Origin of the sequence: Streptomyces sp. NPDC048659, assembly GCF_040650575.1 — a bacterium.
In the GTDB taxonomy this organism is placed as follows: Bacteria; Actinomycetota; Actinomycetes; order Streptomycetales; family Streptomycetaceae; genus Streptomyces.
On record NZ_JBEZHM010000020.1, the window covers coordinates 70,700 to 92,823 of the forward strand.

Annotated in this window: 16 protein-coding genes; 12 read left to right on the forward strand and 4 right to left on the reverse strand. The window is 75.1% G+C overall.

What is annotated here, in order from left to right:
• Positions 1-6 precede the first annotated feature (6 nt).
• The 12 genes from AB0C99_RS17785 to AB0C99_RS17840 all read left to right on the forward strand — a co-directional run bounded on the left by AB0C99_RS17785 (position 7) and on the right by AB0C99_RS17840 (position 18,648).
• A complete protein-coding gene (locus AB0C99_RS17785; protein ID WP_362475898.1) occupies positions 7-1,329 on the forward strand; it encodes a hypothetical protein in 1,323 nt (440 codons plus the stop codon).
• 11 nt (positions 1,330-1,340) lie between these two features.
• Positions 1,341-2,510: a glutamate ABC transporter substrate-binding protein gene (locus AB0C99_RS17790; RefSeq protein WP_362475823.1), complete on the forward strand. Its 1,170-nt coding sequence runs from the start codon at positions 1,341-1,343 to the stop codon at positions 2,508-2,510.
• 15 nt (positions 2,511-2,525) lie between these two features.
• Positions 2,526-3,803, forward strand: coding sequence for a hypothetical protein (locus AB0C99_RS17795; RefSeq protein ID WP_362475825.1), 1,278 nt, complete (start codon positions 2,526-2,528; stop codon positions 3,801-3,803).
• 59 nt (positions 3,804-3,862) lie between these two features.
• Complete coding sequence (locus AB0C99_RS17800) at positions 3,863-6,280, forward strand: tetratricopeptide repeat protein (protein WP_362475900.1); 2,418 nt, start codon at positions 3,863-3,865, stop codon at positions 6,278-6,280.
• A gap of 2 nt (positions 6,281-6,282) precedes the next feature.
• Positions 6,283-7,566 carry a PP2C family serine/threonine-protein phosphatase gene (locus tag AB0C99_RS17805; RefSeq protein WP_362475902.1) on the forward strand — a complete coding sequence of 428 codons (1,284 nt, stop codon included), beginning with the start codon at positions 6,283-6,285 and terminating at the stop codon, positions 7,564-7,566.
• 142 nt (positions 7,567-7,708) lie between these two features.
• A complete protein-coding gene (locus tag AB0C99_RS17810; RefSeq protein ID WP_362475826.1) occupies positions 7,709-9,034 on the forward strand; it encodes a VWA domain-containing protein in 1,326 nt (441 codons plus the stop codon).
• A 31-nt stretch (positions 9,035-9,065) separates the two neighbouring features.
• Entirely contained in the window at positions 9,066-10,223 is a 1,158-nt protein-coding gene (locus AB0C99_RS17815; protein WP_362475904.1) for an FHA domain-containing protein, read from the forward strand.
• Positions 10,224-10,299: 76 nt separating this feature from the next.
• The gene (locus AB0C99_RS17820) at positions 10,300-10,704 is read left to right on the forward strand and encodes a globin (RefSeq protein ID WP_362475828.1); all 405 of its coding nucleotides are present in this window, start codon (positions 10,300-10,302) and stop codon (positions 10,702-10,704) included.
• 155 nt (positions 10,705-10,859) lie between these two features.
• The gene (locus tag AB0C99_RS17825; RefSeq protein ID WP_362475830.1) at positions 10,860-14,174 is read left to right on the forward strand and encodes an ABC transporter permease; all 3,315 of its coding nucleotides are present in this window, start codon (positions 10,860-10,862) and stop codon (positions 14,172-14,174) included.
• Between the two features lie 68 nt (positions 14,175-14,242).
• Positions 14,243-17,038, forward strand: coding sequence for an FtsX-like permease family protein (locus tag AB0C99_RS17830; protein WP_362475832.1), 2,796 nt, complete (start codon positions 14,243-14,245; stop codon positions 17,036-17,038).
• Entirely contained in the window at positions 17,035-17,982 is a 948-nt protein-coding gene (locus tag AB0C99_RS17835; protein WP_362475834.1) for an ABC transporter ATP-binding protein, read from the forward strand. The genes AB0C99_RS17830 and AB0C99_RS17835 overlap by 4 nt, the downstream gene beginning before the upstream one ends.
• Positions 17,983-18,027: 45 nt before the next feature.
• Positions 18,028-18,648: a hypothetical protein gene (locus AB0C99_RS17840; RefSeq protein WP_362475836.1), complete on the forward strand. Its 621-nt coding sequence runs from the start codon at positions 18,028-18,030 to the stop codon at positions 18,646-18,648.
• Here the strand turns inward: AB0C99_RS17840 and AB0C99_RS17845 are convergent.
• The 4 genes from AB0C99_RS17845 to ettA form a co-directional block, all read right to left on the reverse strand.
• Complete coding sequence (locus AB0C99_RS17845) at positions 18,620-19,015, reverse strand: GNAT family N-acetyltransferase (protein WP_362475906.1); 396 nt, start codon at positions 19,013-19,015, stop codon at positions 18,620-18,622. The two genes, AB0C99_RS17840 and AB0C99_RS17845, sit on opposite strands and share 29 nt — an antisense overlap.
• Before the next feature lie 89 nt (positions 19,016-19,104).
• Positions 19,105-19,788 carry a hypothetical protein gene (locus AB0C99_RS17850; protein WP_362475838.1) on the reverse strand — a complete coding sequence of 228 codons (684 nt, stop codon included), beginning with the start codon at positions 19,786-19,788 and terminating at the stop codon, positions 19,105-19,107.
• Positions 19,785-20,210 (reverse strand): thioesterase family protein, encoded by a 426-nt coding sequence (locus tag AB0C99_RS17855; protein WP_362475840.1) that lies wholly within the window; start codon positions 20,208-20,210, stop codon positions 19,785-19,787. The genes AB0C99_RS17850 and AB0C99_RS17855 overlap by 4 nt, the downstream gene beginning before the upstream one ends.
• 7 nt (positions 20,211-20,217) lie before the next feature.
• Positions 20,218-21,882 (reverse strand): energy-dependent translational throttle protein EttA, encoded by a 1,665-nt coding sequence (gene ettA, locus AB0C99_RS17860; protein WP_362475842.1) that lies wholly within the window; start codon positions 21,880-21,882, stop codon positions 20,218-20,220.
• Positions 21,883-22,124 lie beyond the last annotated feature (242 nt).

Below are 22,124 nucleotides of genomic sequence, written 5' to 3' on the forward strand. Positions count from 1 at the left end.
GCCGAGGTGCCGCCGCCCGCGGCGCCCGGCGCCTGGACGCAGGGCCGCGAGCTGCTGCGCCGGGCCGCCACGACCGAGCCCGGCCGGCTGCGGATCCTCGGCGCCCTGCTGGCGCTGCTGGTCGTCGCCTTCGGGGCCGTCACCGCCTTCGAGGTCTCCGACCGCGCCGCCGCCACCGACGACGTGGTGGGCCGCAGCCAGCCGCTGAGCGCCGACGCCGCCGACATCTACCGCTCGCTCGCCGACGCCGACGCCACCGCCGCCAGCGGCTTCCTGGCCGGCCCGCAGGAGCCCGAGCAGATCCGCGAGCGGTACACGGACGACGTCACCACCGCCTCCCGGCTCCTGGTGAAGGCCGCCGCCAGCACCGAGGTCTCCGGCGAGTCGGCGCGCGAACTGGCCACGCTCAGCGAGCACCTGCCCCGCTACACGGGCCTGGTCGAGCGGGCCCGCGCCGCCAACCGGCAGGGCCTGCCGCTGGGCGGCGCCTACCTGCGCTACGCGAACCAGACGATGGCCCAGGAGCTGCTGCCCGCCGCCGAGCGACTGTACGCGGCGGAGACCCGGCGGCTGCACGAGGACGACGACGCGGCCCGGATCTGGCCCTTCCTCTCCGTCGCCCTCGGCCTCGCGGCGCTCGCCGTCCTGGTCTGGGCCCAGCGCCGCACCTACGCGCGCACCCACCGGGTGTTCAACCGGGGGCTGCTCGGCGCGACCGCCGCCTGCCTGGCCGGACTGCTGTGGCTGCTCGCCGGGCACGGGCTGGCCCGCGCGGGGCTCGACGAGGCCCGCACCCGCGGCCAGGACTCCCTCCAGGTCCTCAACGAGGCCCGGATCAGCTCCCTGAAGGCCCGCGCCAGCGAGAACCTGACGGTGGTGGCGCGCGGCGCCGTGCTCACCGAGGACGGCAAGCGCGACAAGTACGAGGCGGACTACGCCGCCAGCGCCTCCGCCCTCGCCTCGGCGCTCGCCTCCGCGACCCGGCTCGCCGACGACGAGGAGGGCCGCGGCCCGCTCACCGAGGCCGCCGCCCGGGCCGGCGAATGGCGCGAACGGCACGCCCAGGCGCGGGAGAAGGACGACGCGGGCGACTTCGACGGGGCGATGCAGCGGATCATCGGGCCCACGGAGTCGACCGGCCAGTCCTTCGACCAGCTCGACGCGGCCCTCGGCCGCGCCCTCGCCCACGAGCAGGACGAGTTCACCCGCGCCGCCGAGGGCAGCCGGGCCGCGCTGACCGGGCTGCCGCTGGGCGCGGCGGTGCTCGGGGTGCTCGGCGCGGCGTGCGCCGTGACGGGCGTCAACCGCAGACTGTCGGAGTACCGGTGAGAGGGGGCGGAATGCCGGACGGCATCACGCACACGGACCCGGCGGGCCCGGCGGAGGACCCGACGGGCCTGGCGGGCCCGTCATCCGGCGCGGCCTCCGGCCCCGGGGCGGTCCGCCTGACCGCGCGCCGGGTCGCCGGACGGCTGCGCGGCTGGGGCGGGGTCGCCGCCATGGCCACGGTCTGCGCGCTGACCGCCTCGCTGACGCTGCTGTCGCTGCCGCACGCCTCGCCGGGCGCCGCGCAGGGGCCCGTGACGGGACCCGGGGTGGGCGTCGGCGTGCAGGTGCGGGCCGGGAGCGGCGAGAGCGCCGACGAGTGCCGCCGCCCCGAGGCGTCGCTGACCCCGTCGAGCGCCGACGGCCCCGCCGTGGCCGCGATCAAGCAGCGCGGCAAGCTGATCGTCGGCGTCGACCAGAACAGCTACCGCTGGGGCTACCGCACACCGGCCACCACCACCGTGCTGCCCGACGGGCGCAAGGAGGCCAGCCCCGGCAGGCTGGTGGGCTTCGACATCGACCTGGCGCGCGCCATCGCCAAGGACATCCTCGGCGACGAGGACGCCATCGTCTTCCGGACCATCCCGACCAACCAGCGGATCGCCGCCCTGGAGAGCCGCAAGGTCGACCTCGTGGTCCGCACGATGACGATCAACTGCAAGCGCATCCAGCAGGTCTCCTTCTCCACCGCCTACTTCCAGGTCGGGCAGCAGATCCTCGCCCCCAAGGACTCGGAGATCACCGGCTACGACACCTCCCTCAGCGGCAAGCGGGTCTGCACCGCCGAGGGCTCCACGGCCTACGAGGAGCTGGAGGAGAAGTCCTTCGGCGCGGTCTACAAGGACGTGGGCGACGGCACCAAGGACGACCCGGACCTGCTGACCGTCCCCAACCAGCTCGACTGCCTGGCCCGGCTCCAGATGGGCGAGGTCGACGCGGTCCTCACGGACAACGCGCTGGGCGCCGGCCAGGCCGCCCAGGACCCGGCCGTCGAGCTCAAGGGGAAGCCGTTCACCACCGAGTACTACGGAGTGGCCGCCAAGCTGGGCGACGACGACCTGGTCCGCCGGGTCAACAAGGTCCTCGTGGACTACCGGCAGGGCCCCTGGCAGAAGGCGTACGAGACCTGGCTGAAGGCGGACCTGCCCGGGATATCCGGGCCGCCCGCACCCACGTACAAGTAGAGCGAGAGGTGACCGATGGGCGTCACGGGACCCCCTGGGCCGGTGATGGACCGGGACGAGGTGGACCGTGCGCTGGCGCGCCTCGGCGCGGAGCACAAGGCGGTCGAGGACTCGCTCCTCGCGCTCCAGGACCACGCCGGCCGGCGGCTGCTCGAAGGCGCCGAGCTGACCGGCACCACCCGGGACCGCTGGCAGTCCACCGAGCGCACGATCACCCTGCTCTGGAGCTGTTTCGACGTCTACACCGCCGCCCTGCGCGACGCCCGTGAGGTGCGCGCCCGGCGCCGCTGGCCCGGCCGCGAGGAGCTCGCCGAGCTGACCGACCGGCTGCGCGGCGAGAGCGTGCACGTCCCGGGCGGCGGTCTCGAACAGGCCCCGCTGTCCGAGACGTTCACCCTGGAGGGGCTGGTGCGGCGGATGAACGAGCTGTACGCGGCCTCCCTCGACGTGATCGTCACCGCCGACTCCGTCTGGTCGGCGCTGCCCGCCCGGATAGACCTCCTCGCCGCCGAGCTGGGCCGCACCCGCTCGCTCGCGCACTCCGTCGGGGTCCGCCCCGGCGAGCACCCGGCCGGCGACGAGCTGGCCGGGATCACGGCCGAGCTGACCGCGCTGCGCTCCCAGGTGGTCTCCGACCCGCTGGCCTTCTGGCGCCCCGCGGCGGGCAGTTCGGCCCCCGGCGGCGGCCGTCCCGACACCGCCAGGTACGACACCGCCGCCCGCGCGCTGGAGGACGTCCGGCGCGAGATCGAGGCGGTGCTCCAGGTCCGGCAGGACTCGGAGGACCGGCTGCTGCGGCTGCGGGACGTGCTGTCCCGCGCGGACCGCACGCTCGCCGAGGCCCGGTCGGCGCGCGGCGAGGTGCTGGCGAAGATCGCCGCCTCCGAGGTGCCGGCCGTCAGCGGGCCGCCGACCGCGCTGCACGAGCGGCTGGCCGCCGCCGCCGAATACCGCAGGCACGCCCAGTGGCACCGGCTCTCCCCGCTCCTGGACGCGCTCGAACGGGAGGCGGAGGACGAACTGCACCGGGCCCGCGAGTCGTTGACCGCGGTGACCGCGCCGCTGGCGGTCCGCGCCGAGCTGCGCGGCCGGCTCGACGCGTACAAGGCGAAGGTGGCCCGGCTGGGCGCGGCGGAGGACCCGCTGCTGATCGAGCGGTACGACGCGGCCCGCCGGATGCTGTGGAGCGCGCCCTGCGACCTGCGGGTCGCCGAGCAGGCGGTGCTGCGCTACCAGCGGGCGGCGACCGAGACGCTCTCGGGGCCGAGGGACGACAGGGGGAACGAGTGGTGAGCGGGGAGTCCGGAGTGGGCGGCTGCCAGCGTCCGACGTGCGAGGGCGCGTACGAGGACATGGGCGGCGGCGAGCTGTACTGCGACACCTGCGGCCTCGCCCCGGTCGTCGCCCCCGACGGGCTGCTCGCCGCCACCCCGACCGGGCTGGCCGCGGCCGGCCGGGGCTCCGGCTCCGCCCGGTCGGGCTCGCGCGCCTCCTCGCGCTCGTCGCGCTCCTCGCGCTCGTCGACGTCGCGCCGTTCGGTGTCCGGCCGGCTCTCCCGGGCGCTCTCCGCGCCGGGCACCGCGCCCTCGGTGTCGGTGCGCAGCTCCGGCTCGGCCGGCTCGCAGTCGGGCCGGGGCCGGCTCGGCGCGGGCCTGGTCGCGGTCCCCGAGGTGCCGCGCCCCGACCCGCGCGCCGCGGTGATGGCGAACCCCGAGGTGCCCGAGCGGAAGCGATTCTGCTCCCGCTCCGACTGCGGCGCCCCGGTGGGCCGTTCGCGCGGCGAGCGGCCCGGCCGCACCGAGGGCTTCTGCACCAAGTGCGGGCACCCGTACTCCTTCGTGCCCAAGCTGCGCGGCGGGGACGTGGTGCACGGGCAGTACGAGGTGGCGGGCTGCCTCGCGCACGGCGGCCTCGGCTGGATCTACCTCGCGGTCGACAGGGCGGTCTCGGACCGCTGGGTGGTCCTCAAGGGCCTGCTCGACACCGGCGACCAGGACGCCATGGAGGCGGCGATCTCCGAGCGCCGCTTCCTCGCCGAGATCGAGCACTCCAACATCGTCCGCATCTACAACTTCGTCGAGCACCTCGACCCGCGCACCGGCTCCCTCGACGGCTACATCGTCATGGAGTACGTGGGCGGCAAGTCCCTCAAGGAGATCGCCAACGACCGGCGCACCCCGGACGGGCGCCGCGACCCGCTGCCGGTCGAGCAGGCGTGCGCGTACGGCATCGAGGCCCTGGAGGCCCTCGGCCACCTGCACAGCCGCAACCTGCTGTACTGCGACTTCAAGGTCGACAACGCGATCCAGACCGAGGACCAGCTCAAGCTCATCGACATGGGCGCGGTCCGGCGGATGGACGACGAGGAGTCGGCCATCTACGGCACGGTCGGCTACCAGGCGCCCGAGGTCGCCGAGCTCGGCCCCTCGGTCGCCAGCGACCTGTACACGGTGGCCCGCACGCTGGCCGTGCTGACCTTCGACTTCCAGGGCTACACGACCGTCTTCGTGGACGCGCTGCCCGACCCCGAGGGCATCGAGGTGCTGCGCACCTACGAGTCGTTCTACCGGCTGCTGGTGCGGGCCACCGACCCGGACCCGGGGCGCCGCTTCGGCTCCGCGCAGGAGATGGCCGAGCAGCTGACGGGCGTGCTGCGCGAGGTCGTCGCCCTCCAGTCGGGCCGCCCGCGCCCGGCCCTGTCGACGCTGTTCGGGCCGGAGACCCGGGTCACCGACTCCGAGCTGTTCGCGGAGCACACGGACGACGTGTCGGTGCTCGGCGCGCGGGCGCCCCGGCGCGGCCGCAAGGCGCTGCCGACCTCCGTCGCCGGGCGCGGCGGCAGCTTCCTGCGCCCGCTCGACGTGCCCGCCACCGCGCTGGCGCTGCCGGTGCCCCGGGTCGACCCGGGCGACCCCAACGCCGGTTTCCTCGCCGGTCTGCTGGCCGCCGCCCCCGCCGAACTGCTCACCGCCCTGGGCGCCGCCCCGGTGCCCTCGCTGGAGCTGCGGCTGCGGGAGCTGCGGGCGCGCCTGGAGATGGGCGAGACCGCCGAGGCGGGCCGGGCGCTGGCCGCGCTGGAGGAGCGGCACCCGGACGACTGGCGGGTGGTCTGGTACCGGGGCGTGACCTCGCTGGTCACCGGCGACCAGGCGGGCGCCGCGCTCTCCTTCGACGCGATCTACGACGCCTTCCCGGGCGAGCCCGCGCCGAAGCTGGCGCTCGCCGTCTGCGCCGAGTACCTGGGCCAGCTGGACAACGCGGCGGAGTACTACCGGCTGGTGTGGACGACCGACCCGAGCTACGTCAGCGCCGCCTTCGGGCTGGCCCGGACGCAGCTCGCGGCGGGCGACCGGGCGGGCGCGGTGCGCACGCTGGAGTCGGTGCCGGAGTCGTCCATCCACTACACGGCGGCCCGGGTGGCCGCCGTGCGGGCCCGGCTGCGCCGCCGCCCGGCGAACGAGCCGCTGGGTGCGGACCTGACGGCCGCCGCCGCGCAGGTCTCGGCGCTCCAGGGCTTCGGCCTGGACGCGGTGCGCCGGGAGCGGCTGTCGACGGAGGTGCTGGGCACGGCGCTGGACTGGGTGCTGTCCGGGAGCCCCGGCGCGGGCCCGGCCGGCACGGTGCTGCTCGGCAGCGCACTGGACGAGCGCGGACTGCGCTTCGGCCTCGAACGCTCGTACCGGGTGCTCGCCCGGCTCGCCCAGCGGGGCGAGGAGAGGATCGAACTGGTGGAGCGGGCCAACCGCTTCCGCCCCAGGACGTGGGTGTGAGTATGTCCCTGAAGCCCAAGCTCCCGCACCCCCTGGGGACCTGCCCCGAGTGCGCCGAGCCCGTCGAATCGGGCGACCGCTACTGCGGGGCCTGCGGGTTCGACCTGTCGGCGGTGCCGGCGGCCGGGCCCGGGGCGGACCGGCCGACGGTGCCGATCGCGCTGCCGGTGGACTGGCCCGAGGCGCCGCCCCGGGACGCCCAGTCGCTGACCACCGCCACCCAGCACCCCGGCGACCTGCCGGGCACCGACTCGGGCGGCCGGGACCTGCCGGGCGCGGCACCGGCCGGAGCCGCCACCGGCCCGGCTCCGGTCCCCGGCGGGGACTTCACCCTCGCCGCGCCCGATCCGCGGGCCGCGCTCCGGTCCGAGGGCGACGGGCGGAAGCTGTGCGTGGCCTGCCGGACCGGGCGGGTCGACCGGGACGGCTACTGCGAGCACTGCGGGCACGCCCAGCCGCGCGAGCGCGACCACATGGAGGAGGAGCTGCCCTCGGTCGCCGCCGTGAGCGACCGGGGACTGCGCCACCACCGCAACGAGGACGCGTTCGCCGTGTCCTCGACCGCGCTGCCGGACGGCTCCCCCGCCACGCTCGCCATCGTCTGCGACGGGGTCTCCTCGGCGACCCGGCCCGACGAGGCGTCCAGCGCCGCCGCCTCCGCCGCCGGTGCCGCGCTGCTCGCCGCGCTGCCGCGCGGGACGCACCCGCAGCAGGCCATGCACGAGGCGATCGTGGCCGCCGCCGAGGCGGTCAACTCCCTGGCGGCGGAGCCCTCCCGGGAGCGCGAGCACCAGAACGCCCCGGCCTGCACCATCGTCGGCTCGATCATCGCGGGCGGCCTGCTCGTCGTCGGCTGGGTCGGCGACAGCCGGGCCTACTGGGTGCCGGACGACCGCGGCGCGCCGCCCGCCCGGCTCACCGAGGACGACTCGTGGGCGGCGCAGATGGTCGCGACGGGGCTGATGAGCGAGGCGGAGGCGTACGCGGACGAGCGCGCCCACGCCATCACCGGCTGGCTCGGCGCCGACGCGTACGAACTGGAGCCGCACACCGCCGCGTTCAAGCCGGACCGGCCGGGGGTGGTGGTGGTCTGCACGGACGGGCTGTGGAACTACGCGGAGGGCGCCGAGGACATGGCGAGGGTGGTGCCCCCGGACGCCGCCGGGCGTCCGCTGCACGGGGCGCAGGTCCTGGTCGGGCACGCCCTGGACGGCGGAGGCCACGACAACGTCACGGTCGCGCTGCTGCCGTTCGCGCTTCCGCCCGCGGGGGCAGGATCGGCCTGAGGCCGCGCCCGCCCGACCCCGATCCCGATCCCGATCCCGGCCCCCTCGCCTCGTCTCCCCGTCTCCCTCTCCCCCGTCCCGACACCGACTCTCCGACTTCCCCTTCACCTCACGTGACCGTGAGCCGAGGAGCCGCATCACCATGGCCAATTTCTCCAAGCCGACCGGGCCCCAGTTCTCGGTGGACGTCTACCAGAACGAGTTCCTGCCCGAGGGCGGCCGGGACGTCAACGCGATCGTCACCGTCACCGCCACCGGGGGCGGCACCGCCGCCGCCTCGGTGAGCCCGGGCGGCGGGTCCGCCGCCGTGGTGCTGATGCTGGACTGCTCCGGTTCGATGGACTACCCGGCCACCAAGATGCGCGGGGCCCGCGAGGCCGCCGCCGCCGCGATCGACACCCTGCGCGACGGCACCTCCTTCGCCGTCGTCGCGGGCACCCACGTCGCCCGGGAGGTGTACCCGCGCGGGCGGCGGCTGGCCGTCGCCGACTCCCGTACCCGCGCCGAGGCCAAGGAGGCGCTGCGCGGGCTGAGCGCCGGCGGCGGCACCGCGATCGGCACCTGGCTGCGGCTCGCCGCCGGGCTGCTCGACTCGGCCGACGCGGCGATCAAGCACGGCATCCTGCTCACCGACGGGCGCAACGAGCACGAGTCGCCGGAGGACCTGCGGGACGCCCTGGAGGCGTGCGCGGGCCGCCTGACCTGCGACGCGCGAGGTGTGGGCACCGACTGGGAGGTCAAGGAGGTGACCGGCGTCGCCTCGGCGCTGCTCGGCACCGCCGACATCGTCGCCGACCCGGCGGGGCTCGCCGCGGACTTCACGGCGCTGATGGAGCGGGCCATGGCGAAGGAGGTCGCGGACGTCGCGCTGCGGCTGTGGACCCCGGTCGGGGTGGAGATCGGCTTCGTGAAGCAGGTCGCGCCGGCGGTCGACGACCTGAGCGGCCGGCGCACCGAGGCGGGCCCGCGCGCCGGGGACTACCCGACGGGTTCCTGGGGCGACGAGTCCCGCGACTACCACGTCTCGGTCCGGGTCCCGGAGGCCGCGGTCGGCCGGGAGATGCTGGCCGCCCGGGTCTCGCTGATCGTCCCCGACCCGGCGGGCGGCGCGCCGACGACGCTCTCCCAGGGGCTGGTGCGGGCGGTGTGGACGGACGACATGGCGATGTCCACGTCGATCAACCCGCAGGTCGCGCACTACACGGGGCAGGCGGAGCTCGCGGACGCGATCCAGGAGGGCCTGGACGCCCGCAAATCGGGCGATCGGGACGGGGCGACCGCCAAGCTGGGGCGCGCCGTGCAGCTCGCGACGGCCTTCGGCAACGCCGATACGGCGAAACTCCTTTCGAAGGTGGTGGACGTGGTCGACGCGGCGACGGGTACTGTGCGTTTGAAGGCGAAGGTCGCGGAAGCGGACGAGATGACTCTCGAAACCCGCTCCACCAAGACCGTTCGTGTGAAGAAGTGACGCCGAAATGACGAGAGGGGGAAGCGCCGACATGCCGACCTGCCCGAACGGACACCAGTCGGTCTCCGACGACTGGTGCGAGGTCTGCGGCCACCGCATGGCCGCGGCGGCTGCGCCGACGGGTGCCGTGCCGCCGCCTCCCCCGCCGCCGCCCGCGTACGGCTACCCCGGACCGGCCGGTCACGGGGGCTACGACCCGGGCGCGACCTCGCAGGCCGAGCTGTGCCCGCAGTGCCGCACCCCGCGCGAGCACGCGGCGCCGTTCTGCGAGGAGTGCCGCTGGAACTTCCTCACCAACACGGCGACCTCGTACACGCCGATCGCCCCGCCGCCGCAGCAGGGCCCGCCGCCCGGCCTGAACCTGCCGCCGGGCTTCCAGTCGCCGCCCGCGCCGCCGCGCCCGCAGCAGCCGGAGCCCTTCGGCGACCCGTACGAGTACCAGGGCTCGCGGCCCTCGCGGGTGAACCGGCCGGCCGAGCCGCTGGGCGCCGACCCGACCCACCACCAGGCGCCGCCGCAGCGCCCGCAGCCGCCGCAGGCCCCGGGGGCCTTCCACCAGGCGCCGCCTCCGCCGCCGCCCGCGCCGGGCCCCGTGGCGCCGCCGCGCGCGGACGACGACTGGATGATCTCGCCGCCCTCGCAGCCGCAGCACCAGGCGCCTCAGCACCAGCCGTCGCAGCATCAGCCCCAGCACCAGCCACCGCACCAGCCGGGGCCCCCGGCGCCGCCGCCCGCGCCGGTCCCGCAGGGTCCGCCGCCGCAGTTCCACCAGCCGGCGCCGCCCGCGGGCTGGACGGCGCTGATCGGCCCGGACCGCGACTACTTCATGGCGATGATGCAGCGCAGCGGCCCGGAGGCGACCGGGCTCAACCTGCCCGCGTACTCCCCCGAGCAGCACATCCGGCTCCAGGGCGGCCAGATCAGCGTCGGCCGCCGCCGGCACTCCACCGGCGAGTCCCCCGACATCGACCTGTCGGTGCCGCCGGAGGACCCGGGGGTCTCGCACCAGCACGCGGTGCTGGTGCAGCAGCCGGACGGCTCCTGGGCGGTGGTGGACCAGAACTCCACCAACGGCACCACGATCAACGGCTCCGCCGACCCGATCCAGCCCTATGTCCCGGTCCAGCTCCAGGACGGCGACCGGGTCCACGTGGGCGCCTGGACGACGATCACCATCCGGCGCGGCTGAGCCCGGCCGTCGCGGGACCCCGGGCCGAAGTCCTAAGCCCGGGGTCCTCCGCCGGGGCATCTGAGACGATGGAACGGTGAACGAGATTCCGCGCGGCACGCTTCAGGAGCAGACCTTCTACGAGCAGGTGGGTGGCGAGGAGACCTTCCGTCGCCTGGTCCGCCGCTTCTACCAGGGGGTGGCGGAGGACCCGCTGCTGCGGCCGATGTACCCGGAGGAGGACCTCGGTCCGGCCGAGGAGCGGCTGGTGCTCTTCCTCATGCAGTACTGGGGCGGCCCCCGCACCTACAGCGACCACCGGGGCCACCCGCGGCTGCGGATGCGGCACGCCCCCTTCACCGTCGACCGGGCGGCGCACGACGCCTGGCTGCGGCACATGCGGGACGCCGTGGACGAGCTGGGGCTGGCGCCGGAGCACGAGGCGCAGCTGTGGAAGTACATGACCTACGCGGCGGCCTCGATGGTCAACACCGCGGAGTGACAGATTCCGGAGTGACACATTCCGGTGACGGGACGCCGAATAACGGTCACGATCGCATCAAGGTCACGCCGAAAGCGTTTTCCTGATCGATATCCCTCTGGAAGAGTCCGATGAACGTTCGAAACTGAACGATCACGGTGTTTTCAGGGGGATGGGTGACGAGCTTCGTACTTCTGCGCGTCAGGGCGCACCGGTTGCTTCTCGCCGCGGCCCTGCTCGCCGTTCTGCTCACCACCTCGGTCCTGGCCACGCTCGCGGCGTTCTCCGGATCCATCGGTGACGCCGCGCTCCAGGGCACCCTCCAGGGGCGCTCCGCCCCCGCCGCCGCCCTGGTCGTCAGCGGCCAGGTCCCGCCCGGGAAACGGGCCGACGCCGAAGCGGCCGTCCAGGCGGGCGCCAAGGCCACCTTCGACGGGCTCCCCGTCACCGTACGGAAGCTGGAGCGCTCCGGACCGTACGCGCTGCCCCGCTCCCTCCAGGCCCCCGCCGCCCGCTCCGGCGACCCGGACCTCACCCACTTCGCCGCGCTGGACCGCTCCCGGATCAGCCTGGTCAGCGGCGCCTGGCCGAAGACCACCGGCGCCGCCGACGCCGTCGAGGCCGCCCTCCCCGAAGAGGCCGCCAAGCTCCTCAAGATCGGCCCCGGCACCGTCCTCGACCTCACCGACCGGCTCGGCGGCAAGCCCCTCAAGGCCCGGATCACCGGCCTCTACCGGCCCGTCGACACCAAGGACCTGTACTGGCAGCTCGACGACGCCGCCGGCCGCGGCGTCAGGACCCTCGTCTTCACCACGTACGGCCCGCTGGTCACCGACCCCGCCGTGCTCGCCTCCGGCCGGCTCACCTCCGGCGGCGCCTCCTGGCTGGCCTCCGCCGACTTCACCGGCCTCACCACCGACCGGATCGCCGCGCTGCGCGCCGCCTCGGCCACCGCCCCCGACAAGATGGCCGCCGACACCACCCCCTTCGGCACCACCATCACCGCCTACACCTCGCTGTCCCGGGTCCTGGAGCAGACCGAGCGCGCCCTGCTGGTCTCCCGCTCCACCCTCAGCATCGTCGCCGTCCAGCTCGTGCTGCTCGCCGCCTACGCGCTGCTCCTGGTGGCCCGGCTGCTCAGCACCGAACGCTCCGGCGAGACCGACCTGCTGCGCGCCCGCGGCGGCTCCCGGCGCCGGATCGCCGGCCTCGCCACCGTCGAGGCGCTGCTCCTCGCCGTGCCCGCCGCCGTCGCCGCCCCGCTGCTCTCCGGGCCGCTCACCCGCCTCTTCGCCGACCGCTCCGCGCTCGACGCGCTCGGCGTCCGGCTCGACGCGACCGCCCCGCCCGCCGTCTGGCTGGTCGCCGCCCTCGTCGCGCTGTGCTGCGCCGCCGCCGTCGTGGCGCCCGCGCTCGCCGCGGGCGACGGCGCCGCCGTCTCGCTGCGCAAGGGCCGCTCCGCCACCCTGCCCGGCTCCGTCCGCGCCGGCGCCGACATCGGCCTGCTGCTCATCGCGGGTGTCGCCTACTGGCAGCTCGACCGGCAGACCGGCGAGGGCACCGGCGGCGCGCTCACCGGCGACCGCTCCGGCGGCCTCGGCATCGACCCGCTGCTCGTCGCCGCGCCCGCGCTCGCCCTGCTCGCCGGCACCGTCCTGACCCTGCGGCTGCTGCCGCCCGCCGCCAAGCTCGCCGAGCGGCGCGCCGCCGGCGGCCGGGGCCTGCCCGCCGCGCTCGCCGGCTGGCAGCTCAGCCGCCGCCCGCTGCGCGGCGCGGGCCCGGTGCTGCTGCTGGTCCTCGCCGTCGCGATGGGGATGCTGGCCATCGGCCAGAGCGCCTCCTGGAACCGCTCCCAGCACGACCAGGCCGACTTCCGCACCGGCGCCACCGTCCGGGTGCTCAGCGCGGGCCCCGGCGACCCGGCGCAGACCCAGCGGATCGCCGCCGTCCCCGGGGTGCGCGAGGCCGCCTCCGTGCACCGCGGCGGCACCGACGTCGCCGGACACCTCGCCACCGTCCTCGCCATGGACACCCGGCGGGCCGCCGACGGGATGCTCTTCCGCACGGACCTCAGCGACGCCCCGGCCGCCGACCCGCTCGCCGTCCTCCAGCCCAAGCCAGGACCCCGCCCCGGCTTCCCGCTGCCCAAGGGCGCCCGCACCCTCCACGTCGACCTGCGCGACACCGCCCCCGCCGAGGCGCCCGCCGCCCAGGTCACCGCCGTCCTGGAGGACCGCTACGGCGTCCCGTACCGGCGGCTCATCGGCAGCCTGCCCGGCGACGGCCGCAGCCACCGGCTCAGCCTCCCCCTCGCCGAGCTCGGCGACCCCGGGAACTTCGGCCTGGCCGGCCTGGAGATCTCCGGGCAGTCCCGCTGGGGCGAGGGCGGCGGCGGCCACCAGCTCCTCGTCGAGCGGCTGTCCGCCGAGGGCCCCGGCGGCACCGCGCAGCCCCTCGGCGACGGCCCCTCCCTGGCCGGCTGGGCCGGCTCGTACACGGCGGAGCTCGCCGACAGCCAGACCCAGAACATTCCGCTGCGCGCCCTGCCCGCGAAGAACGCCCTGGTCAGCCTGCCGTTCCACGTCGTCGCCGAGAGCCCGGACGGGCTCGGCGGCACCAAGTCGTTCACCCTCGCGCTGACCGCCCCGCGGCCCGCGCCCCCGAGGACCGTCCCGGCGATCGTCACCGACGCCTTCCTCACCGCCGCCAAGGCCAAGCGGGGCGACCGCCTCGACGTCACCTTCAGCGGCTCCACGCTGAGCGTGACCATCGCCGACGTCGTCCGCGAGCTGCCCACCACCGGCCCCGGCGCCCGCGCGGTCTCCGCGACCGCCCCCGCCGCCACCCCCGAGGACGGCGGCGCGGTCCTGGTCGACCTGTCCGCCGCCAACCGGGCGCTGTCCCTCACCTCCGCGACCCTGGCGCCCACCGAGTGGTGGCTGACCACCGAACCCGGCCGCGCCGCCGCCGTCGCCAAGACCCTCCGGGACCGCCCCGACGCCGACCCCGCGCTCGTCCTCGTACGGGACGAGGCCGCCGCCGACCTGCTCGGCGACCCGCTCGGCGCCGGACCCAACTCGGCCCTGATGGCCGTCGCCGTCGCCGCCGCGACCCTCGCCGCGGTCGGGTTCGCCGTCGGCTCGGCCGGCTCCCTGCGGGAACGGCAGGCCGAGTTCGGGCTGCTGCGGGCGATCGGCGCGCCCCGCCGCCAGCTCGCCCGGCTGGTCGCCGCCGAACAGGGCCTGCTCGTCGGCATCGGCCTGCTCGTCGGCGTCGGCCTCGGCACCGTCCTCACCCGGGCGGTCGTCCCGCTCATCGTCCTCACCGGCCAGGCGGAACGGCCCGTGCCCACCGTCCTCGTCCAGATCCCCACCGGACACGTCGCCCTGCTGCTCGCCGGAGTGGCCGCGCTGCCGCTGGCCGTCGTCGCCGCCATCGCGCTGCGCCGCACCGACCCGGCCGTGACCCTGCGGACCGAGGGGAACCACTGATGCCGCCGACCGCCCCGCCCACCCCCACGCCCCCGGCGCCCGCGCCGACCCGCGGAAAGGCGGACGTCATGCCCCGCAAGCCCGCCCGCGCCGTGGCCCCCTGGGTCCGCACCCGGCTGCGGACCGCCCCGGGCACCGCCCTCGCCTACGGACTGCTCGTCCTGGTCACCGCCTTCCTGGCGGCGGCGCTGCCCCGCGCGGTCGACACGTACGAGACCGAGGGGATGCGGCACGCGGTCGACTCGGCCCCGCCGCACCGCACCGTCGTCAAGCTCACCAACTCCGTCGCGAGCAGCCTGCCCCCGGAGCAGCAGCCCTCCGCGTACCGCCCGGACCGGCTCAAGGCCACCCGCGACCAGCTCACCCCGCTGCTGCCCAAGCCGCTCCAGGCCGACCTCGCGAACTCCTCGTACGGCGCGCGCACCACCAAGCGGGTCCAGGGCCTCGACCGCTGGCTGCCCCAGCCCGACGGGCTGCTGCCCGAGTACGTCCTCGACGCGCTCGCCGACGTGCCCGCCCACTCCACCCTGGTCGCCGGGCGCTGGCCCAAGATCGGGCCGGGCGGCGCGATGGAGGCGGCGGTCACCGCGAAGACCGCCAAGGCCATGGGCTTCAAGCCCGGCTCCGTCACCCACGTGCCCGGCACCGACGGCAACGACACCCCCATCACGATCACCGGCATCATCGAGCCGCGCGAGCCCTCCGGCCCGTTCTGGAACGTCGACCCGGTCACCCACACCCCGCTCTTCACCGCGCGCAGCGCCCTGGAAGTCAAGTGGTACTGGGTGGCCACCCTGCTGCTGTCCCCCGAAAGCGGGACCTCGCTGCCCCGCACCCTCGGCGAACCCGAGCAGTACTGGCACTACGCGCCCTCCGTCGACCACCTCACCGCCCAGGACAGCGACGCCCTGCGCGCCGCGCTCGACTCCGCCGACGCCGGCCCCGAGCTCGTCAGGCTGCGCTCCGCGCTCGGCCCCAACGGGCAGTTCACCACCGACCTCGACGAGGTCCTCGGCGAGTACGCCGGGATGCGGGACGCCATCGCCGCCGTCGTGGCCGTCGCCGCCGTCGGCGTCGGCGCCGTCGCCTTCGTCGTCCTCGCCATGACCGGCGGCCTGTTCACCACCCGCCGGTACGCCGAACTCTCCCTGCTGCGCGCCCGCGGCGCCTCCCTGACCGGCATCGGCCTGCGGCTGCTCGGCGAGACCACCGCCGTCTGCCTGCCCGCCGCCGTGCTCGGCCTGCTGCTCGCGGTGCCCCTCGTCGGCACCACCGGCGGCGCCCGGATGTGGCCCGCCGCCGTCGCCGCCGGGGCCGCCGCCCTGCTCGCCTCCCTCGTGCTGCCGCTGCGCGCGATGTTCCTGCACCGCCGCCCCGTGCTGCACGGCGGGCGCGAGGACCTCGTCTCCGCGCGGCCCTCCCGCCGCCGCACCATCGCCGAACTCACCCTGCTGGTCCTCGCGGTGGGCGCGGTCACCGCGCTGCGCCAGCGCGGCACCGGCGTCGGCGCGGGCGACTACCTGGTCAGCTTCGCGCCCGTGCTCGTCGGCGTGATCGCCGCCTTCGTCCTGATCCGGGTCTACCCCCTGCCGCTGCGCTGGGCCGCCCGGCCCACCCGGCGGCTGCGCGGCGCCATCGGCTTCCTGTCGCTGGCCCGCGCGGGACGCGCCTCCGCCTCCGGCACCCTCCCGCTGCTCGCCCTGCTGATGGCGCTGACCACGGCCGCGTTCGGCGGCTCCGTGCTCGCGGGTGTCGCCGACGCCCGGGACCGGGCGGCGTACCTGGCGGTGGGCGCGGACGCCCGGGTCACCCACGACCTGGGCTGGACCCCGCTGCCGGGCGGACTCGCCGACTCCGTACGGGACTTCCCCGGGGTCCGCGAGGTGTCGCCGGTGCAGATCGAGTACGGCCTGGAGCTCCCGGCCCGCTCGGGGACCACCGAGAACCCCATGAGCGCCCCGCTGGTCGGCGTCGAGCCCTCCTCGTACGCCCGGCTCGCGGCCCGCACCGGCTTCGGCGCCTTCGCCGAGTCCCTGCTGAAGTCCACCGGCAAGGGCGGACCCGGCAGCGTCGCCGACACCACCCGGGTCATCCCGGCGATCGCCTCGCCGCAGGTCGCCCAGCGGCTCGGCGACAAGCCCATCGAGATCCTCGCCGCCGCCGGCCGCTTCCACGTGAAGGTGGTCGCCGTCCGCACGATCACCCCCGCGCTGCCCGACGAGGACTTCCTCATCGTCAACGCGGCCGACCTGGTCAACCGGGCCCCCACCACGCTGCTCGTCACTGGCGGCGGGAGCGGCGGCGCGGCCCTCGACGGCACGGCGCTGCGGAGCGAGATGGCCGCCAAGGGCGGCAAGCTGCACGTGACGCTGAGCCGGGAGGAGCGCTCCCGGTACGTCGACTCGCCCATGCAGACCGGCGCCGAGCACGTCTACCTCGCCGCCGTCGGCGCGGGCGCCGGCTACGCGGTGCTCGCCGTGCTCCTCTCGCTGCTCCAGGTCGCCCCCGAGCGCACCACGCTGCTGGCCAGGCTGCGCACCATGGGCCTGACCCGCGGCCAGGCCCGGCGGCTGCTGATCCTGGAGGCCCTCCCGCAGGCGCTGCTGGCCGCCGTCGGCGGCGCCCTGGTGGGCTGGGCGACGGTCCTGCTGCTCGCGCCCGGCATCGACCTGGCCCGGCTCGCGCTGGCCGACGCCCCGTCGGAGACGCTGGCGCTCGGCGCGACACTCCGGGCGGACGTCTGGTCGCTCGGGCTCCCGGCGGCCGGGGTGGTGCTGCTCGCGGGCGCGGCGGCGACGGTACAAGCCTGGTGGGCCTCGCGCAGGGGCTCGATCAAGGAACTCAGGGCAGGAGACGCACGATGACGACGGCACCCGAGACCTCGCTGGCAGAGCTGGAGCGGCGGGCCACCGCCAAGCGCGACCGGCCCTCGTACGGTCATGACGCGCTGATCGCCTGCGACCGGCTGGTCCGCATCTTCAGCACCGACGGGGTGGAGGTGCAGGCCCTCCAGGGCCTGGACCTGCTGGTGAAGGAGGGCGAGCTGATGGCCCTCGTCGGGGCCTCCGGCTCGGGCAAGTCGACCCTGATGAACATCCTGGCCGGACTCGACGTGCCCACCGCGGGCGCGGCGAAGGTCGCCGGCAGCGATCTGCTCGCCATGGACGGCAAGGCCCGGCTGCGCTACCGCCGCGAGGTCGTCGGCTTCGTCTGGCAGCAGACCTCCCGCAACCTGCTCCCCTATCTGACGGCCGCGCAGAACGTGGCGCTGCCCATGCAGTTGGCGGGCCGCTCGAAGAAGAAGGCGCAGCGCGCCGAGGAGCTCCTCGGGATGCTCGGGATCGCCGAGATCCGCGACCGGCGCCCCAGCCAGCTCTCCGGCGGACAGCAGCAGCGGGTCGCGATCGCCGTCGCCCTGGCCAACAATCCGTCCGTGCTCCTCGCCGACGAGCCGACCGGTGAGCTGGACTCGGCCACCGGCGAGCAGGTCTTCGCCGCGTTCCGGCGGGCCAACGAGGAGCTGGGCACGACGATCGTGATCGTCACCCACGACCAGGCGGTCGCCTCCGAGGTGCGCCGCACGGTCGCCATCCGCGACGGGCGGACCTCCTCCGAGGTGCTGCGCCGCACCGAGATCGACGAGGCGGGCCAGGAGTCGCTGGTGGCCCGCGAGTACGCGATGCTCGACCGGGCCGGGCGGCTCCAGCTGCCCGCCGAGTACACCGAGGCGCTGGGCATGGAGCACCGGGTGGCGCTGGAGCTGGAGCAGGACCACATCGGGGTGTGGCCGGACGACGCGGCCCGCTGAGGAAACCGGCGGGGCCCGGCGCTCGTCCTCCTCCGGGGGTGACGCGTGAGGAAGACCCTGTCGTACGCGGGTGCCGTGCTCGTGCCGGGCGGCGCCGGGCTGCTGCTGCACCGGTGGGCGGGCTGGACCATGCACAGCCCCGTCCGGCTGCCGGCCGCGGTCGCGCTGCTGGCCGGTCTGGGGCTGGCGGTCGCCGCCCTGTTCGCGCACGACGCCCTCTTCCGCGAGGGCGGGAGCGTCGCGGCGGCGCTGCTGCTGGTGGCGGGGCTCGGCGCGGTGTGGGTGGAGGCGCGGGACTCCCGGATCCGGGCCGAGGTCGTCGAGTGCGTGGTGGCGGGCGAGGTGACCGTCACGTACCACCCGACGTTCGGCGAGGGCGCTCCGGCGGAGAAGACGCTGTACCACCATCCGCTGAGCTGTCCCGGCGGCTATCCCACGCAGTTCACGGCCGAGCGGCGGGTGGCCGAGGAGAACGGCACGGTACGGATCGCCTACGACCCGGCGCACCGGATGGACCCGGTCCTGGAGAGCGAGAACGTGGCGCACGGCTCGCTGGTCCTGCCGTCGGCGCTGCTGCTGCTCAGCGCGGGCCTGTCGGTGGCGGCGCTCGCGGCGGAGGGCCGGGAGGGGCCGCCGCTCAGGCGTCGGGGCCGGTCAGCGCCATGAGCCCGGCGGCGGTGGGCCGGAAGCCGCACTCCTCGTAGAAGCGGGTGAGGTGCGGCTCGTAGTCGACGTGCAGCCAGTGCGCCCCCGTGGCCCGCGCGGCGTCGGCGGCGGCCCGGACCAGCGCGACGCCGAGCCCGCGGCGGCGCTCGTCCGGGTGGACGGTGGTGTCGAGCACGAAGGCGTGCGCGCCGCCGTCGCCGACGACGTTCACATAGCCGACGAGCCGCCCGTCGCGACGCGCGAGGACGTGCAGCAGGCGGCGGGCCAGGACGGGCCCGAAGTCGGTGTCGCGGTGTCCGGGCCAGGAGGCCCGGAAGAGCGCGTTGAGCTCGGTGCTGGAGACTTCGCCGTCGACGAGGAGGGGGATGGCGGGGTCTCCGGCGGGGGCTGGGCCGTCGGCGGAGCCGGGCTCGGTGACGGGGCCTCCGGCGGGGCCGGGCTCTGCGCCGGGGGCCGTCACCGGGGGCCGGCGCCCGGGGTGACGCTGAGCGTCATCGGCGGCACGCTCCTCAGCGCCACGGCGCCGTACGGGGTGCGCAGCCGCAGCCAGGGGCCGGCGGCGAGCAGGGCGACCGGGAGCTCCCGGTCGGGGAGGTCGGGCAGGAAGCCGAGCGACTGGGCCGCGTGGACGGCGCGCAGCGGGAGCCCGGCGGGGGCGAGGGCGCGGGACCAGATCTCGCGGCCGATGCGGTCGCGTTCGGCCCGGGTGCGCCGCTCCTCGCCGAGGGCCTCGTCGCGGGCGCGGAACTCGGCGACCGCGGCGGCGACCGCGCCCCGGAGTTCCGCGACGGTGGGCAGTCCGGCGACCGGCTGCCAGCCGGAGCGGGGCGGCAGGACGCCGGCCCAGGGCGGTCCGGTGACGGCGCCGGGGACGGCCGCCTTGCCCGCCGACTCCTCGACGCCTTCGAGGAGTTCGCCCGCCGAGACGGTGACGTCCAGCTCCACGGGGTCGGTGAGGCGGGCGGTGCGGATCGCGAGCACCTCGAACGACGGGGGCCGCCCGAAGACGGCGAGCGCGCCGGCGCCGGCCTGGAGGCGGACGGCGGCGGCGCGGTCGTAGTGCAGCAGCCGGCGCAGGAAGGCGGCGAGGCCCGCCGCCTCCCTGGTGTCGGCGAAGTGCAGGGGCGCGATCACGGTCATGCGGCGGACGTCATCCCGTCGTCGACGTACTCCTGGAGGAACGCGCGCTCCTCCTCGGTGATCCGCCTCGGTCGCTGCGCCGCCAGGTCGAAGGGCACGACGACCGTCGAGGCCCGCACGTACGTGACGTCCGGGTCCTTGATCTCGTACGCGATCGTCAGCGAGGCCGCGCCGATCTTGGTGACCCAGGACTCGACGGTCACCGGCTCGTGCCGGTGGACCAGCGGACGCAGGTAGTCGATCTCGTGCCGGGCCACGACGGACCCGCCGGAGAACGACGGGCTCCCGTTCCCCGGCGCCAGCCGGAACATGAAGTCGATCCGCGCCTCTTCCAGATACCGCAGGAAGACGACGTTGTTGACGTGCCCGAAGGCGTCCATGTCCGACCAGCGCAGGGGGCAGGAGTAGAGGTGTCTCGCCATGGGCCGGTCAGCCCCGGGTGAGCTTCTTGTACGTGGCGCGGTGCGGACGGGTGGCGTCCGGGCCGAGCCGCTCGACCTTGTTCTTCTCGTACGACTCGAAGTTGCCCTCGAACCAGAACCACTTGGAGTCGCCCTCGTAGGCGAGGATGTGGGTGGCCACCCTGTCGAGGAACCAGCGGTCGTGGGAGACGACCACGGCGCAGCCGGGGAACTCCAGGAGCGCGTTCTCCAGGGAGGACAGGGTCTCGACGTCGAGGTCGTTGGTCGGCTCGTCGAGGAGCAGCAGGTTGCCGCCCTGCTTGAGGGTGAGCGCGAGGTTCAGGCGGTTGCGCTCACCGCCGGAGAGCACGCCGGCCGGCTTCTGCTGGTCCGGGCCCTTGAAGCCGAACGCGGAGACGTAGGCGCGGGACGGCATCTCGACCTGGCCGACGTTGATGTAGTCCAGCTCGTCGGAGACGACGGCCCACAGCGTCTTCTTGGGGTCGATGTTGGCGCGGGTCTGGTCGACGTACGAGATCTTGACGGTCTCGCCGACCTTGATCTCGCCGGAGTCCGGCGTCTCCATGCCCTGCAGCATCTTGAAGAGCGTGGTCTTGCCGGCGCCGTTGGGGCCGATGATGCCGACGATGCCGTTACGGGGCAGGGTGAAGCTCAGGTCGTCGATGAGGACCTTGTCGCCGAACGCCTTGGAGAGGTTGTTGACCTCGACGACGATGGAGCCCAGGCGCGGGCCCGGCGGGATCTGGATCTCCTCGAAGTCCAGCTTCCGCATCTTGTCGGCCTCGGCGGCCATCTCCTCGTAGCGCGCCAGACGCGCCTTGGACTTGGCCTGACGCCCCTTGGCGTTGGACCGCACCCACTCCAGCTCTTCCTTGAGGCGCTTGGCGCGCTTCTCGTCCTTCTTGCCCTCGACCTTGAGCCGCTCGGACTTCTTGGTGAGGTAGGTCGAGTAGTTGCCCTCGTAGGGGATCGCGCGGCCGCGGTCGAGCTCCAGGATCCACTCGGCGACGTTGTCGAGGAAGTACCGGTCGTGGGTGATGGCCACGACGGTGCCCTTGTACTGGGCCAGGTGCTGCTCCAGCCAGTTCACGGACTCGGCGTCGAGGTGGTTGGTGGGCTCGTCGAGGAGCAGCAGGTCGGGCGCCTCCAGGAGCAGCTTGCAGAGGGCGACGCGGCGCTTCTCACCACCGGAGAGGTTGTTGACCGGCCAGTCGGCGGGCGGGCAGCCCAGCGCGTCCATGGCCTGCTCCAGCTGGGCGTCCAGGTCCCACGCGTTGGCGTGGTCCAGGTCCTCCTGGAGCTTGCCCATCTCGTCCAGCAGCGCGTCGGAGTAGTCGGTCGCCATGAGCTCGGCGATCTCGTTGAACCGGTTGAGCTTGCCCTTGATCTCGGCGACGCCGTCCTCGACGTTCTCCAGGACCGTCTTGGTCTCGTCCAGCTTCGGCTCCTGCATGAGGATGCCGACGGAGTAACCGGGGGCGAGGAACGCGTCACCGTTGGAGGGCTGCTCCAGACCGGCCATGATCTTCAGCACGGTGGACTTACCGGCGCCGTTCGGGCCGACCACACCGATCTTCGCACCGGGCAGGAAGCTCAGCGTCACGTCATCGAGGATGACCTTGTCGCCGTGCGCCTTGCGCGTCTTGCGCATGGTGTAGATGTACTCAGCCAAGAGAAACCGTCCGGCAAGGAGTGAGTGGGCAGATACACCCCATCTTGCCTGACCGAGCCCCGTCGGCGGAAACCAGTACCGGCCCGAAGGTCTGACCTGCGCCTTCCCATCGGCCTTTCCCGTGACCCCCGGAGTGACCGGCCGATCACCCTCCGCTCTCCGGAGCTCCCGGAGACGCGGAACGGCCCCGCCGCGCGGTGCGCGGCGGGGCCGTTCCCCTGTTCAGGCGGCCGTACTACCGG

Bases quoted from the DNA above. Each gene is read 5' to 3' on its own strand.
- AB0C99_RS17790 (WP_362475823.1), top strand. From the start codon at position 1,341: ATGCCGGACGGCATCACGCACACGGACCCGGCGGGCCCGGCGGAGGAC.
- AB0C99_RS17795 (WP_362475825.1), top strand. From the start codon at position 2,526: ATGGGCGTCACGGGACCCCCTGGGCCGGTGATGGACCGGGACGAGGTG.
- AB0C99_RS17800 (WP_362475900.1), top strand. From the start codon at position 3,863: ATGGGCGGCGGCGAGCTGTACTGCGACACCTGCGGCCTCGCCCCGGTC.
- AB0C99_RS17805 (WP_362475902.1), top strand. From the start codon at position 6,283: ATGTCCCTGAAGCCCAAGCTCCCGCACCCCCTGGGGACCTGCCCCGAG.
- AB0C99_RS17810 (WP_362475826.1), top strand. From the start codon at position 7,709: ATGGCCAATTTCTCCAAGCCGACCGGGCCCCAGTTCTCGGTGGACGTC.
- AB0C99_RS17815 (WP_362475904.1), top strand. From the start codon at position 9,066: ATGCCGACCTGCCCGAACGGACACCAGTCGGTCTCCGACGACTGGTGC.
- AB0C99_RS17830 (WP_362475832.1), top strand. From the start codon at position 14,243: ATGCCCCGCAAGCCCGCCCGCGCCGTGGCCCCCTGGGTCCGCACCCGG.
- AB0C99_RS17835 (WP_362475834.1), top strand. From the start codon at position 17,035: ATGACGACGGCACCCGAGACCTCGCTGGCAGAGCTGGAGCGGCGGGCC.
- AB0C99_RS17850 (WP_362475838.1), bottom strand. From the start codon at position 19,788: ATGACCGTGATCGCGCCCCTGCACTTCGCCGACACCAGGGAGGCGGCG.
- AB0C99_RS17855 (WP_362475840.1), bottom strand. From the start codon at position 20,210: ATGGCGAGACACCTCTACTCCTGCCCCCTGCGCTGGTCGGACATGGAC.